Raw genomic sequence first — 18,695 nt, 5'->3', positions numbered from 1 at the left:
CGTACGATGCGCTGAGACGGTGGGTTCGCCGAATGAAAGTGCGAACCGTTGAAAGGGAGGGGTCCGATACAATCGAGTCCATTCGCAAGCGACTGCGCTCAGGGTATGAAGGACCAGCGGTTTCACCCTCCGAGAACGACGAAAACCCGCGGTCCTAGATGGTGCGGGGAACTGCCCCGCCACCTGATCGGCAGCGGTTGGCTTGCTTGCTGCTTCCAGGAGCGCCGACCGGTTGTCGTCAAGGCCAACCTCACGGGCGGCGTCCTTGGCTTCCTCCGACAGCGAAGCCACCTTCATGGACCGCTCAGCGTCCTTTTCTTGGACGCCGAGTTCGCGAGCCGCAGCAGCTATTCCGCGCTCAGGACGATGACCCCGACCGTCTTCCCGGCGACTTTCATTCGCGACAACTTGTCGGTATTGAAGCCGCTCAGTGATCTTGATCCACCCCGGGACCTGTTCGTCGCGCTCCATCAACCTCTTCAACGCATCTGAAGTGCAACCTTGAATTGGCCGACGTCGGGTCGGCATAAGCCGGTGGATCCATTTCTAGGGGTCCGTCCTTCGCTCTTGCTTGACAAATAGGGCTGTCAGAACAAAAAAGGAACGATAAAGCTGCATTTGGCTGGCCGTTGAGAACAGATTCGTTGGCCGGAATCGATGGGAACCCGGCGCGTCACATGAAGCCTGCCACGTTGCCAGTCTATTATTATCTCGACCATTTCGTCGAAATGCTCGATTTCGTCGAGCGGACGTATGACGAGATCCTCACCGACGAGCACCGCTCGTTTGCCGCTCGCTTTCGCGGCTTGTCGAAGGATGCGCAGTGCCTGCTGATCCGAATGGTCAACCGGCGAGGGGCGATCTTCAATCGCGCGCTGTTCAAATATCCGGAGATCACGGACCTCGATACCGCGGCGCGTGACTTGATCGCATGTGGCCACGCGCGTGGGCTGCGCGCCGAGGACTATTCCGCTTTCGTCCTTTGCCTGCCGAAGACCGCGCTTCTCGACGCCGCTCGTGCGGCGGGGTTTGGCCGCGATATCCGCACCTCTTGGTCGAAGCCTGCTCTGGCCGACTTCTTCGTCACGTCAATTCCCTTCGATCTTGCTGCAAGGCATTGCGGTGCCGGCGGCTTCATCGCGCGCGACAACACGCGGTCGATTGAGTTCTTGCTGTATCTGTATTTCGGCAAGACGGCCGGCGACCTCAAGAATTTCGCTCTGCGCGATCTCCGCGTGCTGCGCACGAATACGGAGACGTCGTTCAGCGCGCGCTTCGCCGACGCCGACGAAGCGCATGCATGCTTTCACTACAGCCAGGTGTTGGATCGCATCGAGGTCCGCACCGCCGACACCTACCAAGGGGCGGCCGCGGCGATCCTGGATGGACCTCCGCGGACGACCGAATACGCCGCCGACCTTGCAGCCCGCGCCGCGTGTCAGGTCGGGCAGCTCTTCGAGAAGCAGGGCGACAAGGAGCTGGCCGAACGCCTCTATCGTTTTGGCAGCTCGGCCGATTGCCGCGAGCGCCTCGTCCGGTTGCTGTACGCGAAAGGCGACAAGGAAGCGGCTGAGAATCTACTGCGGGACATGATCGACGATCCCGAAAGCGACGACGAGCATCTCTTCGCGACGGATTTCTACGCGCGCAAGTTCGGCGGACGGCGGACAGGTCTGTGCACCGAGTTGCTGCGGTCGGGACGGACGATCGTCGTCGACGACACGCATCGCGGTAATCCCGAGGCAGGCGTCGCCGGCGTGCTGCGGCGCCAAGGCGCGCAGGTCTTTTTCGCGGAGAACACGCTTTGGCATACGCTGTTCGGGCTGCTGTTCTGGGATGAACTTTTTGAATCCGGTCAGCTTCACAGCGGTTTCGACTGGGTCCCGCATTGCCTTCGCGACCGCACCTTCCATCGGCGGTTCGCCTCGGAGATCGACGGCAAGCTCGCGACGGTCAGATCCGGCAACGCGCTTCCGATCATCTTGCGTACCGTTGCCGCCAGATGGGGGCGGCCCAACGGTGTCTTCGCCTGGGACCACGTGCAGATGGGTGCACTGCGAGCCTTGCTAGAGGGCGCCCGCGCGGGCGGCCTGGCGGACATCGTGCGCGCGATGTGCGAGGATTTCCGCGGCATGCGGGACGGTTTTCCCGACCTGATGCACGTGCGCGACGGAAAAGTGTCCTTCATTGAGGTTAAGGCGGAAGGCGACGCCATTCGCCGCAACCAACTGACCCGTCTGCGCCAACTGCAGAACGCCTGCATCCCGGCCGAGATCGGCCGCGTGGACTACCGGTTCGATCCGGGGCAGGACTACGTAGTCGTCGACATCGAGACCACGGGAGCCTGGTCGTCCGGGGACCGTATTACCGAAATCGGAGCGGTCAAGGTCCGTAACCATCAGGTCGTCGACGAGTGGCACTCGTTGGTCAACCCGCAGCGGTCTATCCCCGCGAAGATCGTGCAACTGACCGGCATCACCAACCAGATGGTTAGGGACGCGCCCCTATTTCATGAGATCGCCGACAGCCTTACGGCATTCATGGGCGACGGCATTTTCGTCGCCCACAACGTGAACTTTGACTACGGCTTCCTGTCGTCCGAGTATGAACGGCTCGAACGGCGCTTCCGTTTTCCGAAGTTGTGCACTTGCGTAGGAATGCGTCGCCGATATCCCGGGCACAAATCGTACGGACTCGGGAAGCTGTGCGCGATCTACGGGATCGAGCTCGAGAATCACCATCGAGCACTATCTGACGCGAGAGCAGCGGCGCATCTGTTGAATTTAATCAACAAGAAGCGCGAAGACGGCGTCTCCGCAGACGCCGAGCAGGCTGCTTAGTCGCATTCTGGACCGGTGTCGCCCATGAAGCGGCTCACGACGTGGCGCTTAGCGCGCTTGTCGATGCCGCCCGCGATGCAGTCATCGAAGGATCACTCAATCAGCGGTTAAGGTCCGCAACGGAATCGGGCCTGTTCTTGAAGTAACGGCCGTTTTCAATTCCAGGATTCACAGAAAGCAATGATGTGAGGCCGCCCTAGTTGGCGGCCTTAAACTTAGGACAAACTGCCGGGCGACCGGCGGTCAATGTTGGCTCGTGGCCCCAAACGGCCGACACGAAATCTCCGCTTAGACGTCTGCTTTTCGGGAGGAAGGGGACTCGATGTGCTTAGATTTTCCGGGCGTGACCCACAGCTGATGTTCGGCCGTTGGTTGTTTTGATCGCGTCCATGTGTCGTCGTAAAGTTGGACGTTGGGGCAACTCGACCGGCCCAGGCAAAGCTGTCACCCTTGAGCCCGCTCGGATCAACGTCAGCGGAGTTTTGCGCCCGCCTGTTCCGCACACTTCTGCAGGCTACCCGAATAGCCGAGTGTGTATCGCATTCTCATGAACGGAGTGAGTTATGACTGACAAGAAAGTCGATCAAGAACTCAACACCCTCTCACCGGCCAGTCCTCCGACGCGGCGCAACATCCTGCTCGCCGGCACCGCGGTAGCAACAGCGGCACTTAGTACATCGGCGCTCGTTTCGACCGCGCAAGCCCAACAGTCTCCTCAACCTCCGACATCAGCACCTTCGTCAGGGCGCAAGCCGAACATCCTCGTCGTCTTCGGCGACGACATCGGCCAGACCAACCTCAGCGCGTACTCGTTTGGTGTGATGGGCTATTACACGCCAAACATCGACCGCATCGCCAACGAAGGGATGAAGTTCACGGACTACTATGCCGAGCAAAGCTGCACGGCAGGCCGTTCGACGTTCATCACGGGGCAATGCACCTTGCGCACCGGTCTGTCCAAGGTCGGCATACCCGGCGCGACGGTCGGACTGCAAGCACGTGATGCGACGATTGCCGAGTTGCTCAAGCCGATGGGTTATGCCACTGGCCAGTTCGGGAAGAACCATCTTGGCGATCGCGACGAATTTCTGCCGACCAACCATGGCTTCGATGAGTTTTTCGGCAATCTCTACCACCTCAACGCCGAGGAGGAGCCCGAAGCACGAACTTATCCCACGGATCCGGCATATCGCAAGAAGTTCGGCCCCCGCGGCGTCATCAAATCATCGGCCGATGGCAAGATCGAAGACAGTGGTCCGCTCAGCAGGAAGCGGATGGAAACCATCGACGATGAAACGTCTGCCGCCGCGATCGACTTCATGCAACGCCAGGCGAAAGCCAACAGACCCTTCTTTTGCTGGTACAATTCGACGCGCATGCATTTCCGTACCCATGTGCGCGACGGTCATCGCAGTCCACCGGGCATCGCAGCGAGAACCGAGTACGCTGACGGCATGGTCGAGCATGACGCCGTGATCGGCACCATCCTCAAGGCCGTGGACGACATGGGTATCACCAATGATACCATCGTGATTTATACGACCGACAACGGACCCCATCAGAACTCGTGGCCGGATGCTGGGACAACGCCATTCCGCAGTGAGAAGAATACGAACTGGGAAGGCGCCTTCCGCGTTCCGTGTCTCATCCGCTGGCCGGGTCGCATCAAGGCAGGTTCGATCTCAAACGAGATCGTCAGCGGACTGGACTGGATGCCGACCCTGATGGCGGCTGCCGGCGAGCCTGACATCAAGGAAAAGTTGCTGAAGGGTCATCAAGCCGGATCGAAGACATTCAAGGTTCATCTCGATGGATACAATCAGTTGCCCTATCTCACCGGGCAACAGCCGAAAGGAGCAAGAGACCGCTTCATCTATTTCAATGACGATGGCGACATCGTTGCCGCCCGGTATCAGAACTGGAAGATTGTGTTCGAGGAGCAGCGTGCCACAGGCACCATGCGCATTTGGGCGGAGCCGTTTACCAAGCTCAGATTGCCCAAATTCTTCGACCTAAGGTCCGACCCCTACGAGAGGGCGGACATTACGTCCAATACCTATTACGACTGGCAACTGGAGAACACAGGCATCCTGTATGGCATGCTCGCCGGGGTTGGCGAGTTCCTGCAGACATTCAAGGATTTTCCCCCAAGTCAGACGCCGCAAAGCTTTAGTATCGATCAGATGGTCGACAAGCTGCAAAGAAGCCTCGCTGCAGGACAGCAGTGAACTGGTTGACGGCGCTGCGTTGTGCAGCGCGGCCCCATCGGGCAAGCGGTGAGGCCGCGTTGCGCTGCCGGAAGTGCAGATCGCGACTGCCTGTAGTCTGCTCGGTGCACCTGTTCAAGCGTACTATAAAACGCCGGCTGTTGGCCCGTTGTTCGTAACGGGAAAACTGTGCAGGTCTACCGATGCCAGTGCGGCAAGAGCATCTGGGATGCGTAAGGCCGCCTGCCATAATTCCTAATCTGTGAATTGTCCACTAGGGAACTGACGGCCCCACGAGCGCATATCATGATCACCAAGGTGCTGAACCATGCGGTGTAGGAACCGCAAGCGCGAGGGAGGTTGTCAATGCAGCGTCGCCGTTTCAAACAGGTCGTGTCCCTTGAAGAACGCCTTTCCGAAGAAGCGAAGCGCCTAAGAGAAGAAGCCAAATTGCTTCCACCCGGCGCGGCCCGTGAAGCCCTCCTACGCAGAGCCCGCCAAGCCGAAACCGGCTCACACATGAGCGCGTGGCTTCAATCTCCCGAGCTACAGCCACCAAAGTAGTTAAGGGCTATGAGAATAGAGTCCACCGTCGCCATAGCCGCCTTCGGTGTCGTCGCACCGCTTGTCATGTCGGCCGTGCTTTTCTTGGTCTGAGCGAAGCGAGGCGGCCGCCTCAGTTGGCGCCACTTCCAGATCAGGCCAAGCCTGCAATGTCGGCTAATGGCCCGCTGCTGCGCGTCGTTGGAGCACCGCGGCATCCGCTTCCGGGTATTGAGCCGACAGCGTACGGCCGAGGAAAGGCAGCGTATGACCCAAAGCAGTCCTATACGCGCGAACGAGCGCGGTCGCGGTCTCATTCAGCGCCAGCGCACTAAGTGGGGATAAAACTCCATGATTGATCGCGGCTTCGTGACGACGCATTCATGAGTTGTTGTCGGCCTCGCCGGATTGTCCGCAACCCCGATCCAGGTCAGCAATCGCTTGCGCTCATCCCAGTCCAAGTCAAATTGGCCGGAGCGACCAGCGACCGTAAATCTAATGGAGCTATCGTCGGCCCCAGTGACGTTGCCCGACATGGTCTCGGCCGCGGATTGGGTCTCTAGAACTACTATTTTTGTGGAGCGATCCAGAGTGACGAAATATGGACCATACTGGCCTGGGCAGGTGAGCGAAAAGGCATCGACCGGGTCGAGACGTTTCGAGTCAAATTGCTCAGGCTGCCCGAATACTGACAGCATTGTTCTGCCAGAAACGTCCGTGCAGGCGTGTTGCAGTAAAGGTCTTCCCAGTTCATTGGCAGGCATTCCCGGCCACGTCATCACATTGCGCTTGCGATTGAAGGAAAGAAGAATACGACCTCCATCGGCCCTCAGGCTGAGGTCCAGTTGTGCGTCACTTACCGCGATGATCTCACCAGGTAGTTTGCTTCTTCCACCGGGGTTCTCATATACGAGGTGATTTGTCTCGAGGTCGTAGGTTACGAAGTAAGGTTGCTGCTGCTGATAATATTTGCCGTCGCAGCGAATGGATGTTGGTGCGGCCTCCGCCTGATGGCCGCAAGCGAAAACCATGAACAGTGATAGCGTGAGATAGCGCATTTGCTGACCAGCCTAAGTTGCTACCTTATCATGCCTCAATCATTTATGCTCGGCTAACACGAAACCCGGCTTTTAGGCGATTTCCGATATCTCGCGTTGCAGAAGGCGGATTGGCCTGAGCGAGACTTCTGCTTCTGGACCCCAACTCAAGCTTACCGTTGTGCAACGTCGGCTGTTGGACCCGGGGCAGACATGCGCCGACGTCTTGGATTCGAGAAGCGGCGACCGATTTCTCGGATGCCGCTCTCTTATGAGAAGATTAAAGCTGGGATATGCCGCCGTGCGGCGACGATGCCGTGCGCCCACCGCGCCGCCCGGCATAACTTGGGAATCCCGAGCGATGGCGGCCCAGGGCAGTCTCCAGGGGTAACTCAGATCAACCTCTCCGTTTCCGCCAAAGGGGCCGCGCAGGAGAGGATCGTCCCACCGGAGCGTGTTGGATTACACCGCCGCTTGGGATGTTGATCGTCGAGCGCGAGGAGGCGTGGGCGAGGTTAGCTCGTCGTCAATGAACTCCATGCGATCCTTACCCCAGAACATTTGCTCTCCGACAAAGAAGGTCGGCACGCCAAACACGCCGCGTTCAAGTCCCCGGTCGGTTTCTGCGATTAGTTCGTCCCTGATCTCATCGCTCTCGACCAATCGCTCAAATTCAGCCGGATCTACGCCCTGCTCGACAGCGATCGGTGTGAGCCCGGCAAGCTCCCCTACGGACGCGTCGTTTCGCTCCCAATAGGCCGCAAAGATCTTCTCCATGAATTCCCATTCCTTGCCCAGGCGGCGCATCGCAAGCGCACCTCGCAAGGCCGGACTCGTCTTCATCGGGAATTTCGTAGGCATTTGGAAAGGCAGATTGTAGCGCCTGGCCCACCTCATCAGATCGATTTTGCGTGAGCGCAGCTTGACTTTTGGTTCCTCCATCAGGACGTAATTCTGTTTTCGAAAGACGTATCCGAGATTAAAGGGGTGGGGTACCACCGTTGCATCGTGCTTCTTCGCAACGGGCTTGATCAGATGGAGGGCAAAATAGCTGTTGGTGCTACCGAGGTCCCAATAGAATTCAATGATCTTTCCCACGAGGGTGTCTCCGCTTGCTTATCTTATCGCTTTATCGTCTGAGGGAATCTCAGACCCGGCGAACTGTTTGTTTCCAAAGAGATTGTCCCACGCAGCTCCTGTCGGCGGCTTCTTGTTCTTTTCAAACCGTTCCTTCAGTACCGCCAGACCGCGTTGCACAGCAGGACGCGCCCGAACTGCGGTGTACCACCGCTGTACCGAGGGATAGCTCTCGAGCTCCTGCCCCTGAAACTTGTGGGATCGCAGCCATGGATAGGTCGCCATATCGGCTATGGAGTATTCGCCTGCAAGGTACTCGCTTTCCGAGAGTCGCCGTTCCAGAATGCGGTACAGCCGCGCCGCTTCCGAGGTAAAGCGATCTACGGCGTAGGGGATTTTTTCCTTCGCGTACTCTCTGAAGTGGTGCGCCTGGCCAAGCATCGGTGCCATACTCGCGGCTTGGAATGAGAGCCACTGCAGCACCTCGTAACGTTCCTTCATGTTGGCCGGCATAAAGCGGAAGCCGCTTTTTTCAGCCAGGTACATCATGATCGCGGCAGACTCGAACAGCGCGTATGGTGTTCCGTCCGGGCCGCTTGGGTCGACGATCGCTGGAATCTTGTTGTTCGGGCTGATCTTCAGGAATTCCGCGCTGAACTGCTCCCCCTTGCCGATATGCACGGCTTCAACTTCATAGGGAAGCCCGAGCTCTTCGAGCAGAATCGAGATCTTGTACCCGTTGGGGGTCGGCCAGAAATAGAGCTTGATCAATCCCGGCTCCTCCATTCGTGTTCTGCCGGAACGTTAGGCACCAGGATTGTCACAGTCCAAGACGATGAACGACATAATTCAGTCGTGAAACGACTTGGCGACGTGCGGTCTGACAGGTCGCATGTCGTCTTGATCAAGTTGCCGTCCGTATTGGACCAGGCTGCGGTCGCGACCTATGCCTAGGCACTCACATGCTGCGAACGGGAGCGCTAGAAATGACCACAAGCGGTGCCTTGCCAATGCTGTCGGGCCTCAAGGTCATTGACATCACGCAGTTCGTCGCCGGCCCGACTGCATCGCGCGTCCTTGCAGAGCTTGGGGCTGACGTCATCAAGGTGGAACTTGCGCCGTATGGCGATCGATCGCGTGTCCAGGGTGTGAAACCGAAGGAAGCGCCCGAGAACGCAGCTCCTTACAGCACCTACTTCTTTCAGCATAACCATTCCAAGCGCGGGATTGCGCTGGATTTCAAGAACGAGCGCGCGCGGGAGATTCTGAAGGGCATGATCTCAAAGGCCGATGTTCTGGTCGAGAACTTCAGTCCGGGTGTGATGGCGCGCGCAGGGATGTCATATGAGGAGCTCAAGAGGCTGAACCCTGGTTTGGTAATGTGCTCCATTTCATTCGCCGGTCAGACTGGCGAATTGAGCGAGAAGCCCGGGTATGACTACATCGGACAGGCATATGCCGGAGTGACGGGGATGATCGGCGAGGCAGATGGCAGTCCGGCCCTGGTCACCATGGCTATCGGGGATGTGTCAACGGGCATGTCGGCTGCGCTGGCAATTGTCACGGCGTTGTTCCACCGCGCGCGGACCGGCGAGGGGCAGCATGTCGAGAGCTCCCTTCTGGACACCTACTTCCACATGCATGAAGCCAGCATTCCAAGGATGTCGAAACTTGGCAGTGGATATGTTCAGCGGCGCACGGGATCGCAGCATCCGGACGGCGGTCCCACGGGCATCTTCAAATGTGGAGACGGCAAGTACATAACCTTGATGTCTCTGGCGCATCAGTGGCCGCAGCTGGTCGAGGCTCTTGAATTGCCCGAGCTGCTGGACAATCCCCGCTTTGCGAGCGCGAGTGCGAGGCGAAAGAACAATGACCAACTCAAGGATATTCTTGAAGGCTGGCTTGCGTCGGTCGGTCCACGCGACGAATGTCTGAAGAGGCTGGAAAAGCGTCGGATTCCTGTTGCGCCAGTTCTCGATCTGAATGACGTGATCGAGCTCGATCATCTGAAGTCGCGGAAGACGGTGCGAACAGCGATCGACCCCCTGTTGGGTGAGTTCAAGATACCTGGAATGCCTGTCCGTTTTTCGGGCTGGCAACCGCCATCACGTCTCGCAGCGGCCCGGCTTGGCGAGCACAATGCCGACGTGCTTCGGGAATATGGCCTGTCGGATGACGAGATTGCCGACCTGCATGACAAGAAGATCTTTGTCAGGGATAAGGCGCTCGGCTAACGAGGCCTGCGTGTACGCCGGACCTTTCCGATGGCTTCCGTAGGCTCGCCGCCCGACGCGGGGGCCGATGTTTTTGGCTTCAGCCGTGAAGCTTGCTGGAACAGGTGCCGGACGAGAGAAGACCGGTCGTCCCAGCGTTTGGCGAGCCACACCGCGGTCTGAGCCTTGGGATCCCGGAGCGGTAAAAACTTCAGGCCGTCCAGTGAAAGTCGCATGAGGGATTCGGGCAAGACCGAAATACCCATTCCCGCCGCGACCAGACCCATCATCGTCGGCGTTGCATTTGCCTCCTGCACTACGTTTGGAGTGAAGCCGGCGTCCCTGCATAAGTCGACTATCTTTTGATAGAGCCCGCTGCCGATTGATTTGGCGTAAAGCACCATCGGCTCTGGCGCCAGGTCGGCCAGGGTCAGGTCGTCCTGCCTTGAAGCCAATGGATGGTCTAGTCGCATGACCGCCATCAGTCGTTCGCGTGCAATCTCGATCGACTGGATCGAGGCAGGCTTGGGCTGCAGTGGCCGGACAAAGCCGAGGTCGAGGCGACCATCAAGAATTGCGTCCACCTGCTGATAAGTTGGCATCTCCTGAAGGACGAGGTCGACGTCAGCGTGCTTCGTTCGGAAGTCGAAAATAAGCTTCTGAAATCCTTCGACGAACGGTGCAGATCCGAAAAAGCCGATCTTGACCTCGCCCAGCTGACCGCGATGGATCCGCTCGGCGCGCACCGCCGCGTTCTCCACGCGTTCGAGGACTTCATGGGCTTCTTTCAGGAAGAGCATGCCGGCGTTCGTCAGTTCTACGCGTCTGTTCGATCGCTCGAAAAGGCGGGCGCCTATCTCCCGCTCCAGCGCCAGAATCTGCTGGCTCAGCGGGGGCTGCGAGATACCGAGGCGGTTTGCTGCTTTACCGAAATGAAGGTCTTCGGCAACCGCGACAAAATAGCGTAAGTGCCTCAATTCGATGTTCATCCGAACAACGTATCAGAAAAATCAGTATCTCAAAGGAGGATACAGCATTCGTTGTACATATCGAACGTGAGCTAATTGGTATTGGACGCTTGAGGACCGTCTCGTGAAAGTGACCGCGTTGTGTTTGAGGGGTGAGCAGTGGTCTCCGAAGAAAGGCTTTCCAACGCGTCGAGCGTTGCCGCAGGAAAGAAGCGGCCCATTCTTCGCGGCGTTCGCGTCCTCGATCTCAGCCGGTTCTTGTCCGGGCCGCAAGCTACCCTGTTCCTGGCCGGAATGGGCGCGGAGGTCATCAAGATTGACGAGCCGCGGGGAGGTGACCCGACCTTCACGGCGCCTCCATATTTCGGGCCTCACGGGGTCGCGCTCGACCGTCGGTCGTCGGAGGATCTCGGAATCGCCTATCTGAAGAGAGCCCGAGGGAAGAAGTCGATAAGTCTGGACCTTAAAAGTGCCGAGGGCCGCGAGGTCTTCCTTAAGCTCGTTCGAGAAGCCGACGTACTCGTGGAGAACTTCAAGGTCGGGGTCACAGCGCGGCTTAACATTGAGTACGAGACGCTTCGCGCCACCAATCCTCGGCTGATCTACTGCTCGATCACTGGTTATGGATCCACGGGGCCTGAGCGCCACCGCAAGGCGTTCGATTTGATGGTGCAGGCTGCAACCGGCATGATGAGCATCACGGGCGATCCTGCCGGACAGCCGAGCAAAACCGGTGCATCCTTGTCCGACGGCATTGCGGGAACATTCGCTCTGGCCGGCATTCTTGGTGCCCTTTACCAAAGGCACGAAACGGGTCTCGGGCAATTCATCGATGTGTCGATGGCGGACTGCCTGCTTTCCCTCATTTTCGACGAGCCGTTCGACTGTTATGGCAATCTCGGGCTCGCTCATCGCCAAGGCAACCGCATCGCAAGGTTCTCGCCGTTCAACACGTATCGAGCGGCGGACGGGGCGGTAGCCATCGGCGCCGGAACAGGCGCCGACTGGACCAGGCTGCTGAAGACCATGCAGCGCGAGGACCTTCTTGGTGTGCCCGAATTCATGGATCCCGGTTGGCGTATCGAGAATAACGCGCGGGTTGATGCGGTCGTAGGACAGTGGGCGGCATGTCTGCCAGTTGACGAGATCATCAGGCTCCTGGACGAGGCAGACATTACATGCGGTCCGATCAGAACAATTGAGGATGTAGTCGCCTGGGATCAGTTGCGGGTGCGAGGCATGCTGAAGCCGGTGCGCAATCCACATGTGCCAAGAGCCGAAGGCCCGCTCGCCGCGGGGTTCCCCCTGAAATTCAGCGAAGCGGATGCTACGCACGACCCGCGCGTGCCGGTGCCGCGCGAGCACAACGCTGAAATCTACGAAGGGCTCCTCAAGTTGTCGAGGGAGCAACTTGCAGGATTAACCAGGGCGGGGATCGTCTAGTTCAGATCGACAACGCCGAAGAAGTTGAGAACAAAAGTCGAAAGGGGAAGCGCATGGCGAGATCGATGTCGGACCCGACAAGTTGCTTCTCAAAGGCAGCTCGGCGCGTTCTCGCCGCAGGTAGATCCATGCCGTCGACGCGATGTCAGCAGCAGGGATATGGGCGCGGGATATTGAGGATAATGCCCTCGGCGCTCGTATCATTGTGCCTCGTCGTGGAGACGGCCGTTGCGCAATCATATCCGAGCCGACCGATTACAATGATAGTCCCTTATGCGGCAGGGGGACCAACGGACACCGTTGCGCGAGTTGTCGCCGACGCGATGGGCCGCGATCTGGGACAACGAGTGATCGTCGAGAACGTCGCTGGGGCAGGAGGCACCATCGGGACGACGAGGGCGGCAAGATCGGACCCGGGCGGATACACGCTGCTTCTCAATCATATCGGAATGGCAACCGCGCCGACCCTCTATCCCGGATCGATCGACCCACTTGCATCTTTCGAATTCGTTGGACTGGTTGCAGATGTTCCGATGACGATTGTGGCCCGACGGTCGTTTCCTCCGAACTCGCTGAAGGAGTTGATTGACTACACTGCCGAGCAAGGGGAGAAGATTACGTACGCGCATGCGGGAGCCGGAACGGCATCGCATATCTGCGGCGTCCTGTTTGCATCTGAAACGGGAGCCCGGCCGATCACCATTCCTTATAAGGGGACTGGACCCGCGATGATCGACCTGCTCGGTGGACAAGTCGATTTCATGTGCGATCAAACGACCAATACGACCAATCAGATTCAGTCGGGAGAGATCAAAGCTTATGCAGTGACCACCTCACGTCGGATACCCGCCTTGTCCAACGTTCCGACCGTCACCGAAGCAGGTCTCGCCAAGATGGAACTGACGGTATGGCATGGAATCTACGCTCCCAAGGGAACGCCACCCGAGGTGACACAAAGGCTCACATCGGCGCTAAAGATCGCTCTCCTCACCAGTGCTGTTGTCGAGCGATTTCGCCAGCTCAGCGCGCTCCCGGTTCGAGCGGAGAACGCTTCACCGGACGCCCTCAAGGCGAAGCTTACAGCGGAGATCCAACGCTGGAAGCCCATGCTCGATAAAGAGGCGGCTAGATGACGGACAGGTGCGCCGCAGGGCCTTGGCGCGGGTCGCCTGTTCGGCACAGGACTGCCGGTAACCGTGCTCACGCTCGCAGCCGGCGTCTGGATCGGCTACCAGATCCAGACAGGAAAGGCATTAACTATCTCGGAACGCAGTTCACGCTCGGGCTTCTCATCACCCTTGTTCAGGGACCAGCTCCGATCACAGATATTACCCCCGGGCTGGCGCGTCTGGTTGGCATCGTGATCGGCTCCGCCGTGCTGTGTCTGACGACCCTCGTTTGGCCTTTGGTTCAAGACCAGTAGCATCTCGGCGGAGACTAGCTGCTGTCGGGGCACCGCGGACTCTCGCGAGTCTGTCGGCTCGGCAGCTTTAGGGACACGGCCTAGATTGCGCCATCCACGATGACTTCTATGAGCTCAGGTCCGCGTCGTTCGATCGCCGAAGCCAGAATGCTCCGAAACTGATCGCCTTCGCTGACGCGAGTGGCGCGAACACCCAACGACCGGGCGAGACCCGTGAAGTCGACGGAAGGCTCGCGGAAATCCATGCCGACAAAATGGTTGGTTCCATGAAACGCTTGCAGGCGCTGCTTGATGATCCGGTATCCTCCGTTGTTCAAGAGCACAACGGTGAGTGGCAGGTTGTGGTGCGCGACCGTCCAGAGCGATTGTATCGAATACATCGCGCTTCCGTCTCCCGAATAGCAGACCACTGGTCTCTCGGGATTTGCGAGACTGGCTCCGACAGAAGCTGGAAGTCCCCATCCGATGCCTCCGGAGGCCATTTGGTGGTAGCCGTATCGGTCGCGGTGACGTTTCAAGGCCGCCATGTAGCGCGACGACGTCAGGCCTTCGTCGACCAGGATCGCGTTCGCGGGGAGGGCATCGACAACCTGAAGTGCCAACCAGTCGGGATCGATCGGAACGGCGTCTTTTCGTCGCGAAATGTCCTGTACAAGCCTGTCGCGGTTCGCCGACCAGTTCACTGACTTCAGGCTTTCGATACGATCTGAAGCAAGCGTGGCCAGAGGTGCCCCTCCCGTCGCCTCGATCGCGGGCGCAAGAACGCGCAGGGTTTCTCGCACGTCGGCTTTCAGGGCGATCTCGGCTGGGAAGTTCTTCGCAAGATCGTTATCAACCAGGCCAATCTGGATAATCGGCATTCCGCGAGGCAGAGGTTCGTGCGCGCTGTGGACCGACATCCGAACCGGGTCCGAACCGAGCACGATCAGCAGATCATGCGCTCCAAGTATCTTGGTAGTCTGCTGCTGATCGCGCGGCAACGCTCCCATAAAGCAAGGATGGTCAGAAAGGAAATGGGCGCCATAGGCGATGGTCTGCTGATAGACCGGGCAGCCAAGTCGCGATGCGAACAGGGCGGCTTCGTCGAGAGCATCGCTCTTCACGATCTCGTCGCCGACCACGACGACTGGGCGGTGCGACGACAGTATCCGTTGAACAAGCGCGTCCAGCGCCTCCCTGGAGGGAGCAACCCGTGTATCGACGCGCGTTGACTGACCGGGCTCGATGTGGGTCTCCGCATTGAGGATATCACCAGGTAGCGAAATGAAGACCGGTCCGGTAGGCGGCGTCGTGGCGATCTTGGCAGCCCGGCGCACGATGCGCGGAAGATCTTCGAGCCGCGTCACCTCTATCGCCCATTTGACGAGAGGTTCGGCCATCTGGACCAGCGGACCGTAGAGAAGTGGCTCCATGAGCCCATGCCCCTGTTCCTGCTGTCCCGCGGTCAGGATCATTGGCGTTCCGGTGAACCTGGCATTGTATAGCGAACCCATGGCGTTGCCGAGGCCGGGGGCGACGTGAACGTTGCAGGCAACCAATTGCCCCGAGGCCCGGCTAAAACCGTCGGCCATCGCGACGACCAGACTTTCCTGCATCGCCATCACATAGGTCAGCTCCGGACGGTCCTTCAACGCATGCATGATCGGCAATTCGGTGGTTCCCGGATTGCCGAACAGATGCGTAATTCCTTCATCCTTCAGCAGGGACAGGAAGGCGGAGCGACCGGTCGTGCGATTCATGATCCTGGTTCTTCCTGTTTCGTCGTCATCATCAGCATCACGTCCTCATCTTTGGTTTGGTCCGTTTGGTCGCCTCTTTGGTTGGCGTCTACAATGATGAGCAGAGTACGCTACAGAAGAGTTGCGGCCATCGGGATCTGCGTTACTCGTGTAACGAAGGGAGTGGGATGTACGGCCGCAGCGCCTTGATCGAGTCGGCGACCATCGCGGTCCTGACCGAGCCCTCGGGATCCCGCCAGGGCGGCGGCGCTTTATCTCAGGTTCGCGCCATCGAAATCCATGAACGTGAAGTACGTCGAACGCATCCTGCGGGATCCCGAGAATGTGTTCAGCGTGTCGCCCGGAGGCGTCATGAGATACGCGGATTTCATGCAGCGAACCGGCCAGATCAAGTCAAAACCCGCCAAATGGCAGGACATTTTCTTTCCATTCATCCAGGAAAGACAGGGGAACTGACGTCCAACGCCGGTGCCAGAGGACCCGAGAGCATCGGCAAGCTCTTCGCTGTCGCGATTTCAAATCCCAATTCCGTTGCGGTCCTTAAGAGCGATATTGGGCCGTGACGTTTCGATCCAATACCGACGATAGTTCGATCGAGATCGATCGCGACGTGTGAAATCGTTTCGTCAGGTCGTCTCACATCTGAAGTATGTCTTTGATCGTCTTGGACTGCGAGGATGGGTCGACCTATCGTCTCTATCAAGAAGGGAGAAGGACTCTTGGTCAGTCTCCAGTTGGGCCGATACCGAGCAGCTGCTTCAATCTTGGACCGGAAGTCCGGGTTGTTGTACTGACCGGCCGGGAAGCCGCCGCCAGACGGTCGGGCGCTCTGGCGCCCACCTGCCGAGGATCGAGCTTCTACAACGTCGACCGGAGCCTGTGGGACCGCCGCTTTACATGGACGGTATGCTTCTCACCTGCCTTCACGCGAATCTGAGCAGACCTGGAGAGCTCGCCGACGGACGCTTACAGACCTGCAAGAACCTCCGGTCCCGACGGCGAAGGCGACTTCTTTGACAAAAGGGTAGACCATGGACATGTCACGGCAACACGAACTCGCTGTCCTTCTCGCGAAGCTCCGCCGCGAGGGACGACAGCAGAGTGGCCTGGACGAGAGCCTTGTTCCTCCTGATAAGGAGACGGCGTACCGGATCGCCCGAATGGTGGAAGAAGTGCTCGGTTGGGAGGTTGCAGGCTGGAAGATCGCGGCGATGAACAGAAGGCTGCAACAACAGTTGCGGACGGACGCGCCCATCTACGGGCGCGTCTTCGGCACTCTTAAGTCGTCGCCGGCGACGGTCGAACACGCAAGGCAGTGCAGTCCGATTCCGGAGGTCGAATACCAGGCCCGCCTGGGCACAGACCTTCCGCCGCGAGAGAAGCCTTACTCGATGGAGGAAGTGACGGAGGCCGTTGTCTCCTTGCATCCAGGCATCGAACTTTCGGAATGCCGCTTTGTGCATGATGGCGCCTTTCCGCCACTGACGGCGATCCTCGCCGATGGTGCGGGCTCGGGCGCTATCGTCTTCGGACCTCCGATCGAAGATTGGCGCAGGCGAGACGTAGCAAATCAGGAGGTCGTCCTCACGTGCAACGGCACGCAGCGCCGAAAGGGGATTGCAGCGGAAGCGCTGGATCATCCCATGGTGCCACTGACATGGCTTGCGAACGAACTGTCGCGTACTGGAATTGGCCTGAAGGCCAGCCAGATGATCAGCACCGGTACGCTAACGGGCATGCTACGGCCGAAGCCAGGCGAGACCTACGTGGCGGACTTCGGCCCGTTTAACAAGGTGGCGGTGACCTATGCGTGACCATCCCGATCCAAATCACCGATGACGAACAGAGGTCTTCCGTGAGGCCGACAGCAAGATCGCCTTACTTCGCTAGGTCCAGGCACTGTCCCGAACGGGGCGCAGTTCAACGTCAGTGCAAAAAGCTATCAAGGAAGAGCCCCAAAGATATTGGACGGCACGTTTGTCAGGATCAAATATCAATTATCCAGCGCCAGTTGGCCTCGACCAATGAGATTGAACCTGAATTCGAGTGACCAGCCTGAAACGCAAGTCCTTGTGCCGATGCATGGGGATCCGATCGCCGATATTACCCCTGGGCTGGAGCGTCCACTTGGCATCGCCATCGGCTCCCGACAGCATCGCCCGCCCAATCAACGTTGCGAACGCGCAGCCCAACAATCAAGGGGGGCGACCGTCAATCCCATCTTCACCTGGGTACGCCTGGCCCAACGCATCCCGATTCGCATCCATATCGACGAAGATCCCACGGGCATTGTGCTTACGGCTGGCATGACTGCGGCAGTACAGGTTGAGCCGCGCAGCGGCCGGCCGATAGGTTCGCTGGGCGTAGAATGCTCTAGCAATTACGCCTGCTGCGCTCCGGTCAGAGCGCCATCGATCCTTTGAAGGGGCAGTTCGACGTGGTGGCAAGAAAATGTGATGATCAGCCGAGGACCGAGAACATCGGCCACATCATCGTGGTCGACGATGATCCGGAGATGCGCCAGATGCTGACCCGATACCTCGAAGATTACTTTGTGTCGGTGAAAGCTGCGTCAAGCCGGGCCGAATTGACCCGTCATCTTGAATGCTCCGAGCCCGGCCTGATCATTCTCGATCTCCGGCTCGGTCAGGACGATGGTCTGGATATCCTGAGAGACATTCGTTCGGATTCAGATATTCCGGTCATTATCATCACTGGGCATCATCCCGGCGAAATCGACCGAATCGTCGGCCTCGAGCTCGGTGCGGATGACTATCTCCTGAAGCCGTTCAGCCTGCGAGAATTGCTTGCTCGCATTCGCGCGGTGCTGCGACGTCAGGAAATGGGACAAGCCGCCCGGATCCGCCATCCAGAGCGGGGAGGATATAGATTTCATGGCTGGCGACTCGAGCGTCGGGGACGCAGGCTCGTCGACGCCAAGGAAAAGTCGGTTGCTTTGAGCAAGGGCGAGTATGCGCTGTTGCTGGCGTTTCTTGAGTCACCGCAGCGATCGCTTTCGCGCGAGTATCTGCTGCGAGCGACACGGGTCCATGAGGATATTTTCGATCGCAGTATTGACGTGCAGATCTTGCGGTTGCGGCGGAAGCTGGAAGTCGATCCGGACGCGCCGCGGGTAATCCAGACCGAGCGCGGCGTCGGTTATGTTTTCGCGCTGCCAGTCGGGCGTTTCTAAAGCATAGTT

The 18,695-nt window shown here is 58.7% G+C and carries 13 protein-coding genes; 8 read left to right on the top strand and 5 right to left on the bottom strand.

Annotation, left to right across the window (positions count from 1 at the left end; translation table 11 throughout):
• Positions 1–677 precede the first annotated feature (677 nt).
• Together JQ627_RS32670 and JQ627_RS32665 are read left to right on the top strand one after the other, a co-directional pair.
• On the top strand, positions 678–2,840 hold the full coding sequence (locus tag JQ627_RS32670) for an exonuclease domain-containing protein (RefSeq protein ID WP_212488466.1): 2,163 nt from the start codon (positions 678–680) through the stop codon (positions 2,838–2,840).
• A 563-nt stretch (positions 2,841–3,403) separates the two neighbouring features.
• Positions 3,404–5,068 (top strand): arylsulfatase, encoded by a 1,665-nt coding sequence (locus tag JQ627_RS32665; protein ID WP_212488465.1) that lies wholly within the window; start codon positions 3,404–3,406, stop codon positions 5,066–5,068.
• An 839-nt stretch (positions 5,069–5,907) separates the two neighbouring features.
• Here JQ627_RS32665 and JQ627_RS32660 read toward each other — a convergent pair.
• From JQ627_RS32660 to JQ627_RS32650, 3 genes are all read right to left on the bottom strand, one after another.
• Positions 5,908–6,648: a hypothetical protein gene (locus JQ627_RS32660; protein ID WP_212488464.1), complete on the bottom strand. Its 741-nt coding sequence runs from the start codon at positions 6,646–6,648 to the stop codon at positions 5,908–5,910.
• Between the two features lie 441 nt (positions 6,649–7,089).
• Positions 7,090–7,725 (bottom strand): 2-hydroxychromene-2-carboxylate isomerase, encoded by a 636-nt coding sequence (locus JQ627_RS32655; protein WP_212488463.1) that lies wholly within the window; start codon positions 7,723–7,725, stop codon positions 7,090–7,092.
• An 18-nt stretch (positions 7,726–7,743) separates the two neighbouring features.
• Complete coding sequence (locus JQ627_RS32650; RefSeq protein ID WP_212488462.1) at positions 7,744–8,475, bottom strand: glutathione S-transferase family protein; 732 nt, start codon at positions 8,473–8,475, stop codon at positions 7,744–7,746.
• Positions 8,476–8,690: 215 nt separating this feature from the next.
• Here JQ627_RS32650 and JQ627_RS32645 point away from each other — a divergent pair, with 215 nt between their 5' ends.
• Positions 8,691–9,941: a CaiB/BaiF CoA-transferase family protein gene (locus JQ627_RS32645; protein WP_212488461.1), complete on the top strand. Its 1,251-nt coding sequence runs from the start codon at positions 8,691–8,693 to the stop codon at positions 9,939–9,941.
• Here JQ627_RS32645 and JQ627_RS32640 read toward each other — a convergent pair.
• Positions 9,938–10,909: a LysR family transcriptional regulator gene (locus JQ627_RS32640; protein WP_212488460.1), complete on the bottom strand. Its 972-nt coding sequence runs from the start codon at positions 10,907–10,909 to the stop codon at positions 9,938–9,940. The genes JQ627_RS32645 and JQ627_RS32640 overlap by 4 nt on opposite strands.
• Before the next feature lie 138 nt (positions 10,910–11,047).
• Here JQ627_RS32640 and JQ627_RS32635 point away from each other — a divergent pair, with 138 nt between their 5' ends.
• Together JQ627_RS32635 and JQ627_RS32630 are read left to right on the top strand one after the other, a co-directional pair.
• Complete coding sequence (locus JQ627_RS32635; protein ID WP_212488459.1) at positions 11,048–12,331, top strand: CaiB/BaiF CoA-transferase family protein; 1,284 nt, start codon at positions 11,048–11,050, stop codon at positions 12,329–12,331.
• A gap of 182 nt (positions 12,332–12,513) precedes the next feature.
• Positions 12,514–13,464 (top strand): tripartite tricarboxylate transporter substrate-binding protein, encoded by a 951-nt coding sequence (locus JQ627_RS32630; RefSeq protein WP_212488458.1) that lies wholly within the window; start codon positions 12,514–12,516, stop codon positions 13,462–13,464.
• A gap of 370 nt (positions 13,465–13,834) precedes the next feature.
• Here the strand turns inward: JQ627_RS32630 and JQ627_RS32625 are convergent, their stop codons facing one another.
• Positions 13,835–15,496 carry a thiamine pyrophosphate-dependent enzyme gene (locus JQ627_RS32625; protein ID WP_212488482.1) on the bottom strand — a complete coding sequence of 554 codons (1,662 nt, stop codon included), beginning with the start codon at positions 15,494–15,496 and terminating at the stop codon, positions 13,835–13,837.
• 164 nt (positions 15,497–15,660) lie between these two features.
• On the opposite strand from JQ627_RS32625, the gene JQ627_RS32620 reads away from it, so the two are divergent.
• From JQ627_RS32620 to JQ627_RS32610, 3 genes are all read left to right on the top strand, one after another.
• Positions 15,661–16,056, top strand: a complete 396-nt coding sequence (locus tag JQ627_RS32620; RefSeq protein ID WP_212488457.1) for a hypothetical protein — start codon at positions 15,661–15,663, stop codon at positions 16,054–16,056.
• A 468-nt stretch (positions 16,057–16,524) separates the two neighbouring features.
• Positions 16,525–17,307, top strand: a complete 783-nt coding sequence (locus tag JQ627_RS32615) for a 2-keto-4-pentenoate hydratase (protein ID WP_212488456.1) — start codon at positions 16,525–16,527, stop codon at positions 17,305–17,307.
• Between the two features lie 626 nt (positions 17,308–17,933).
• The gene (locus JQ627_RS32610) at positions 17,934–18,686 is read left to right on the top strand and encodes a response regulator (RefSeq protein ID WP_312015826.1); all 753 of its coding nucleotides are present in this window, start codon (positions 17,934–17,936) and stop codon (positions 18,684–18,686) included.
• Positions 18,687–18,695 lie beyond the last annotated feature (9 nt).

It is taken from the genome of Bradyrhizobium liaoningense (assembly GCF_018130785.1).
Classification (GTDB): Bacteria; Pseudomonadota; Alphaproteobacteria; order Rhizobiales; family Xanthobacteraceae; genus Bradyrhizobium; species Bradyrhizobium liaoningense_A.
The sequence above is the reverse complement of the archived record's forward strand: the minus strand, read 5'-3'. Positions and strand labels throughout refer to the sequence as shown.

What these genes read in the sequence shown, in the direction of transcription:
- JQ627_RS32670 (WP_212488466.1), top strand. Translation starts at nt 678, where the DNA reads ATGAAGCCTGCCACGTTGCCAGTCTATTATTATCTCGACCATTTCGTC.
- JQ627_RS32665 (WP_212488465.1), top strand. Translation starts at nt 3,404, where the DNA reads ATGACTGACAAGAAAGTCGATCAAGAACTCAACACCCTCTCACCGGCC.
- JQ627_RS32660 (WP_212488464.1), bottom strand. Translation starts at nt 6,648, where the DNA reads ATGCGCTATCTCACGCTATCACTGTTCATGGTTTTCGCTTGCGGCCAT.
- JQ627_RS32645 (WP_212488461.1), top strand. Translation starts at nt 8,691, where the DNA reads ATGACCACAAGCGGTGCCTTGCCAATGCTGTCGGGCCTCAAGGTCATT.
- JQ627_RS32640 (WP_212488460.1), bottom strand. Translation starts at nt 10,909, where the DNA reads ATGAACATCGAATTGAGGCACTTACGCTATTTTGTCGCGGTTGCCGAA.
- JQ627_RS32630 (WP_212488458.1), top strand. Translation starts at nt 12,514, where the DNA reads ATGCCCTCGGCGCTCGTATCATTGTGCCTCGTCGTGGAGACGGCCGTT.
- JQ627_RS32620 (WP_212488457.1), top strand. Translation starts at nt 15,661, where the DNA reads ATGTACGGCCGCAGCGCCTTGATCGAGTCGGCGACCATCGCGGTCCTG.
- JQ627_RS32615 (WP_212488456.1), top strand. Translation starts at nt 16,525, where the DNA reads ATGGACATGTCACGGCAACACGAACTCGCTGTCCTTCTCGCGAAGCTC.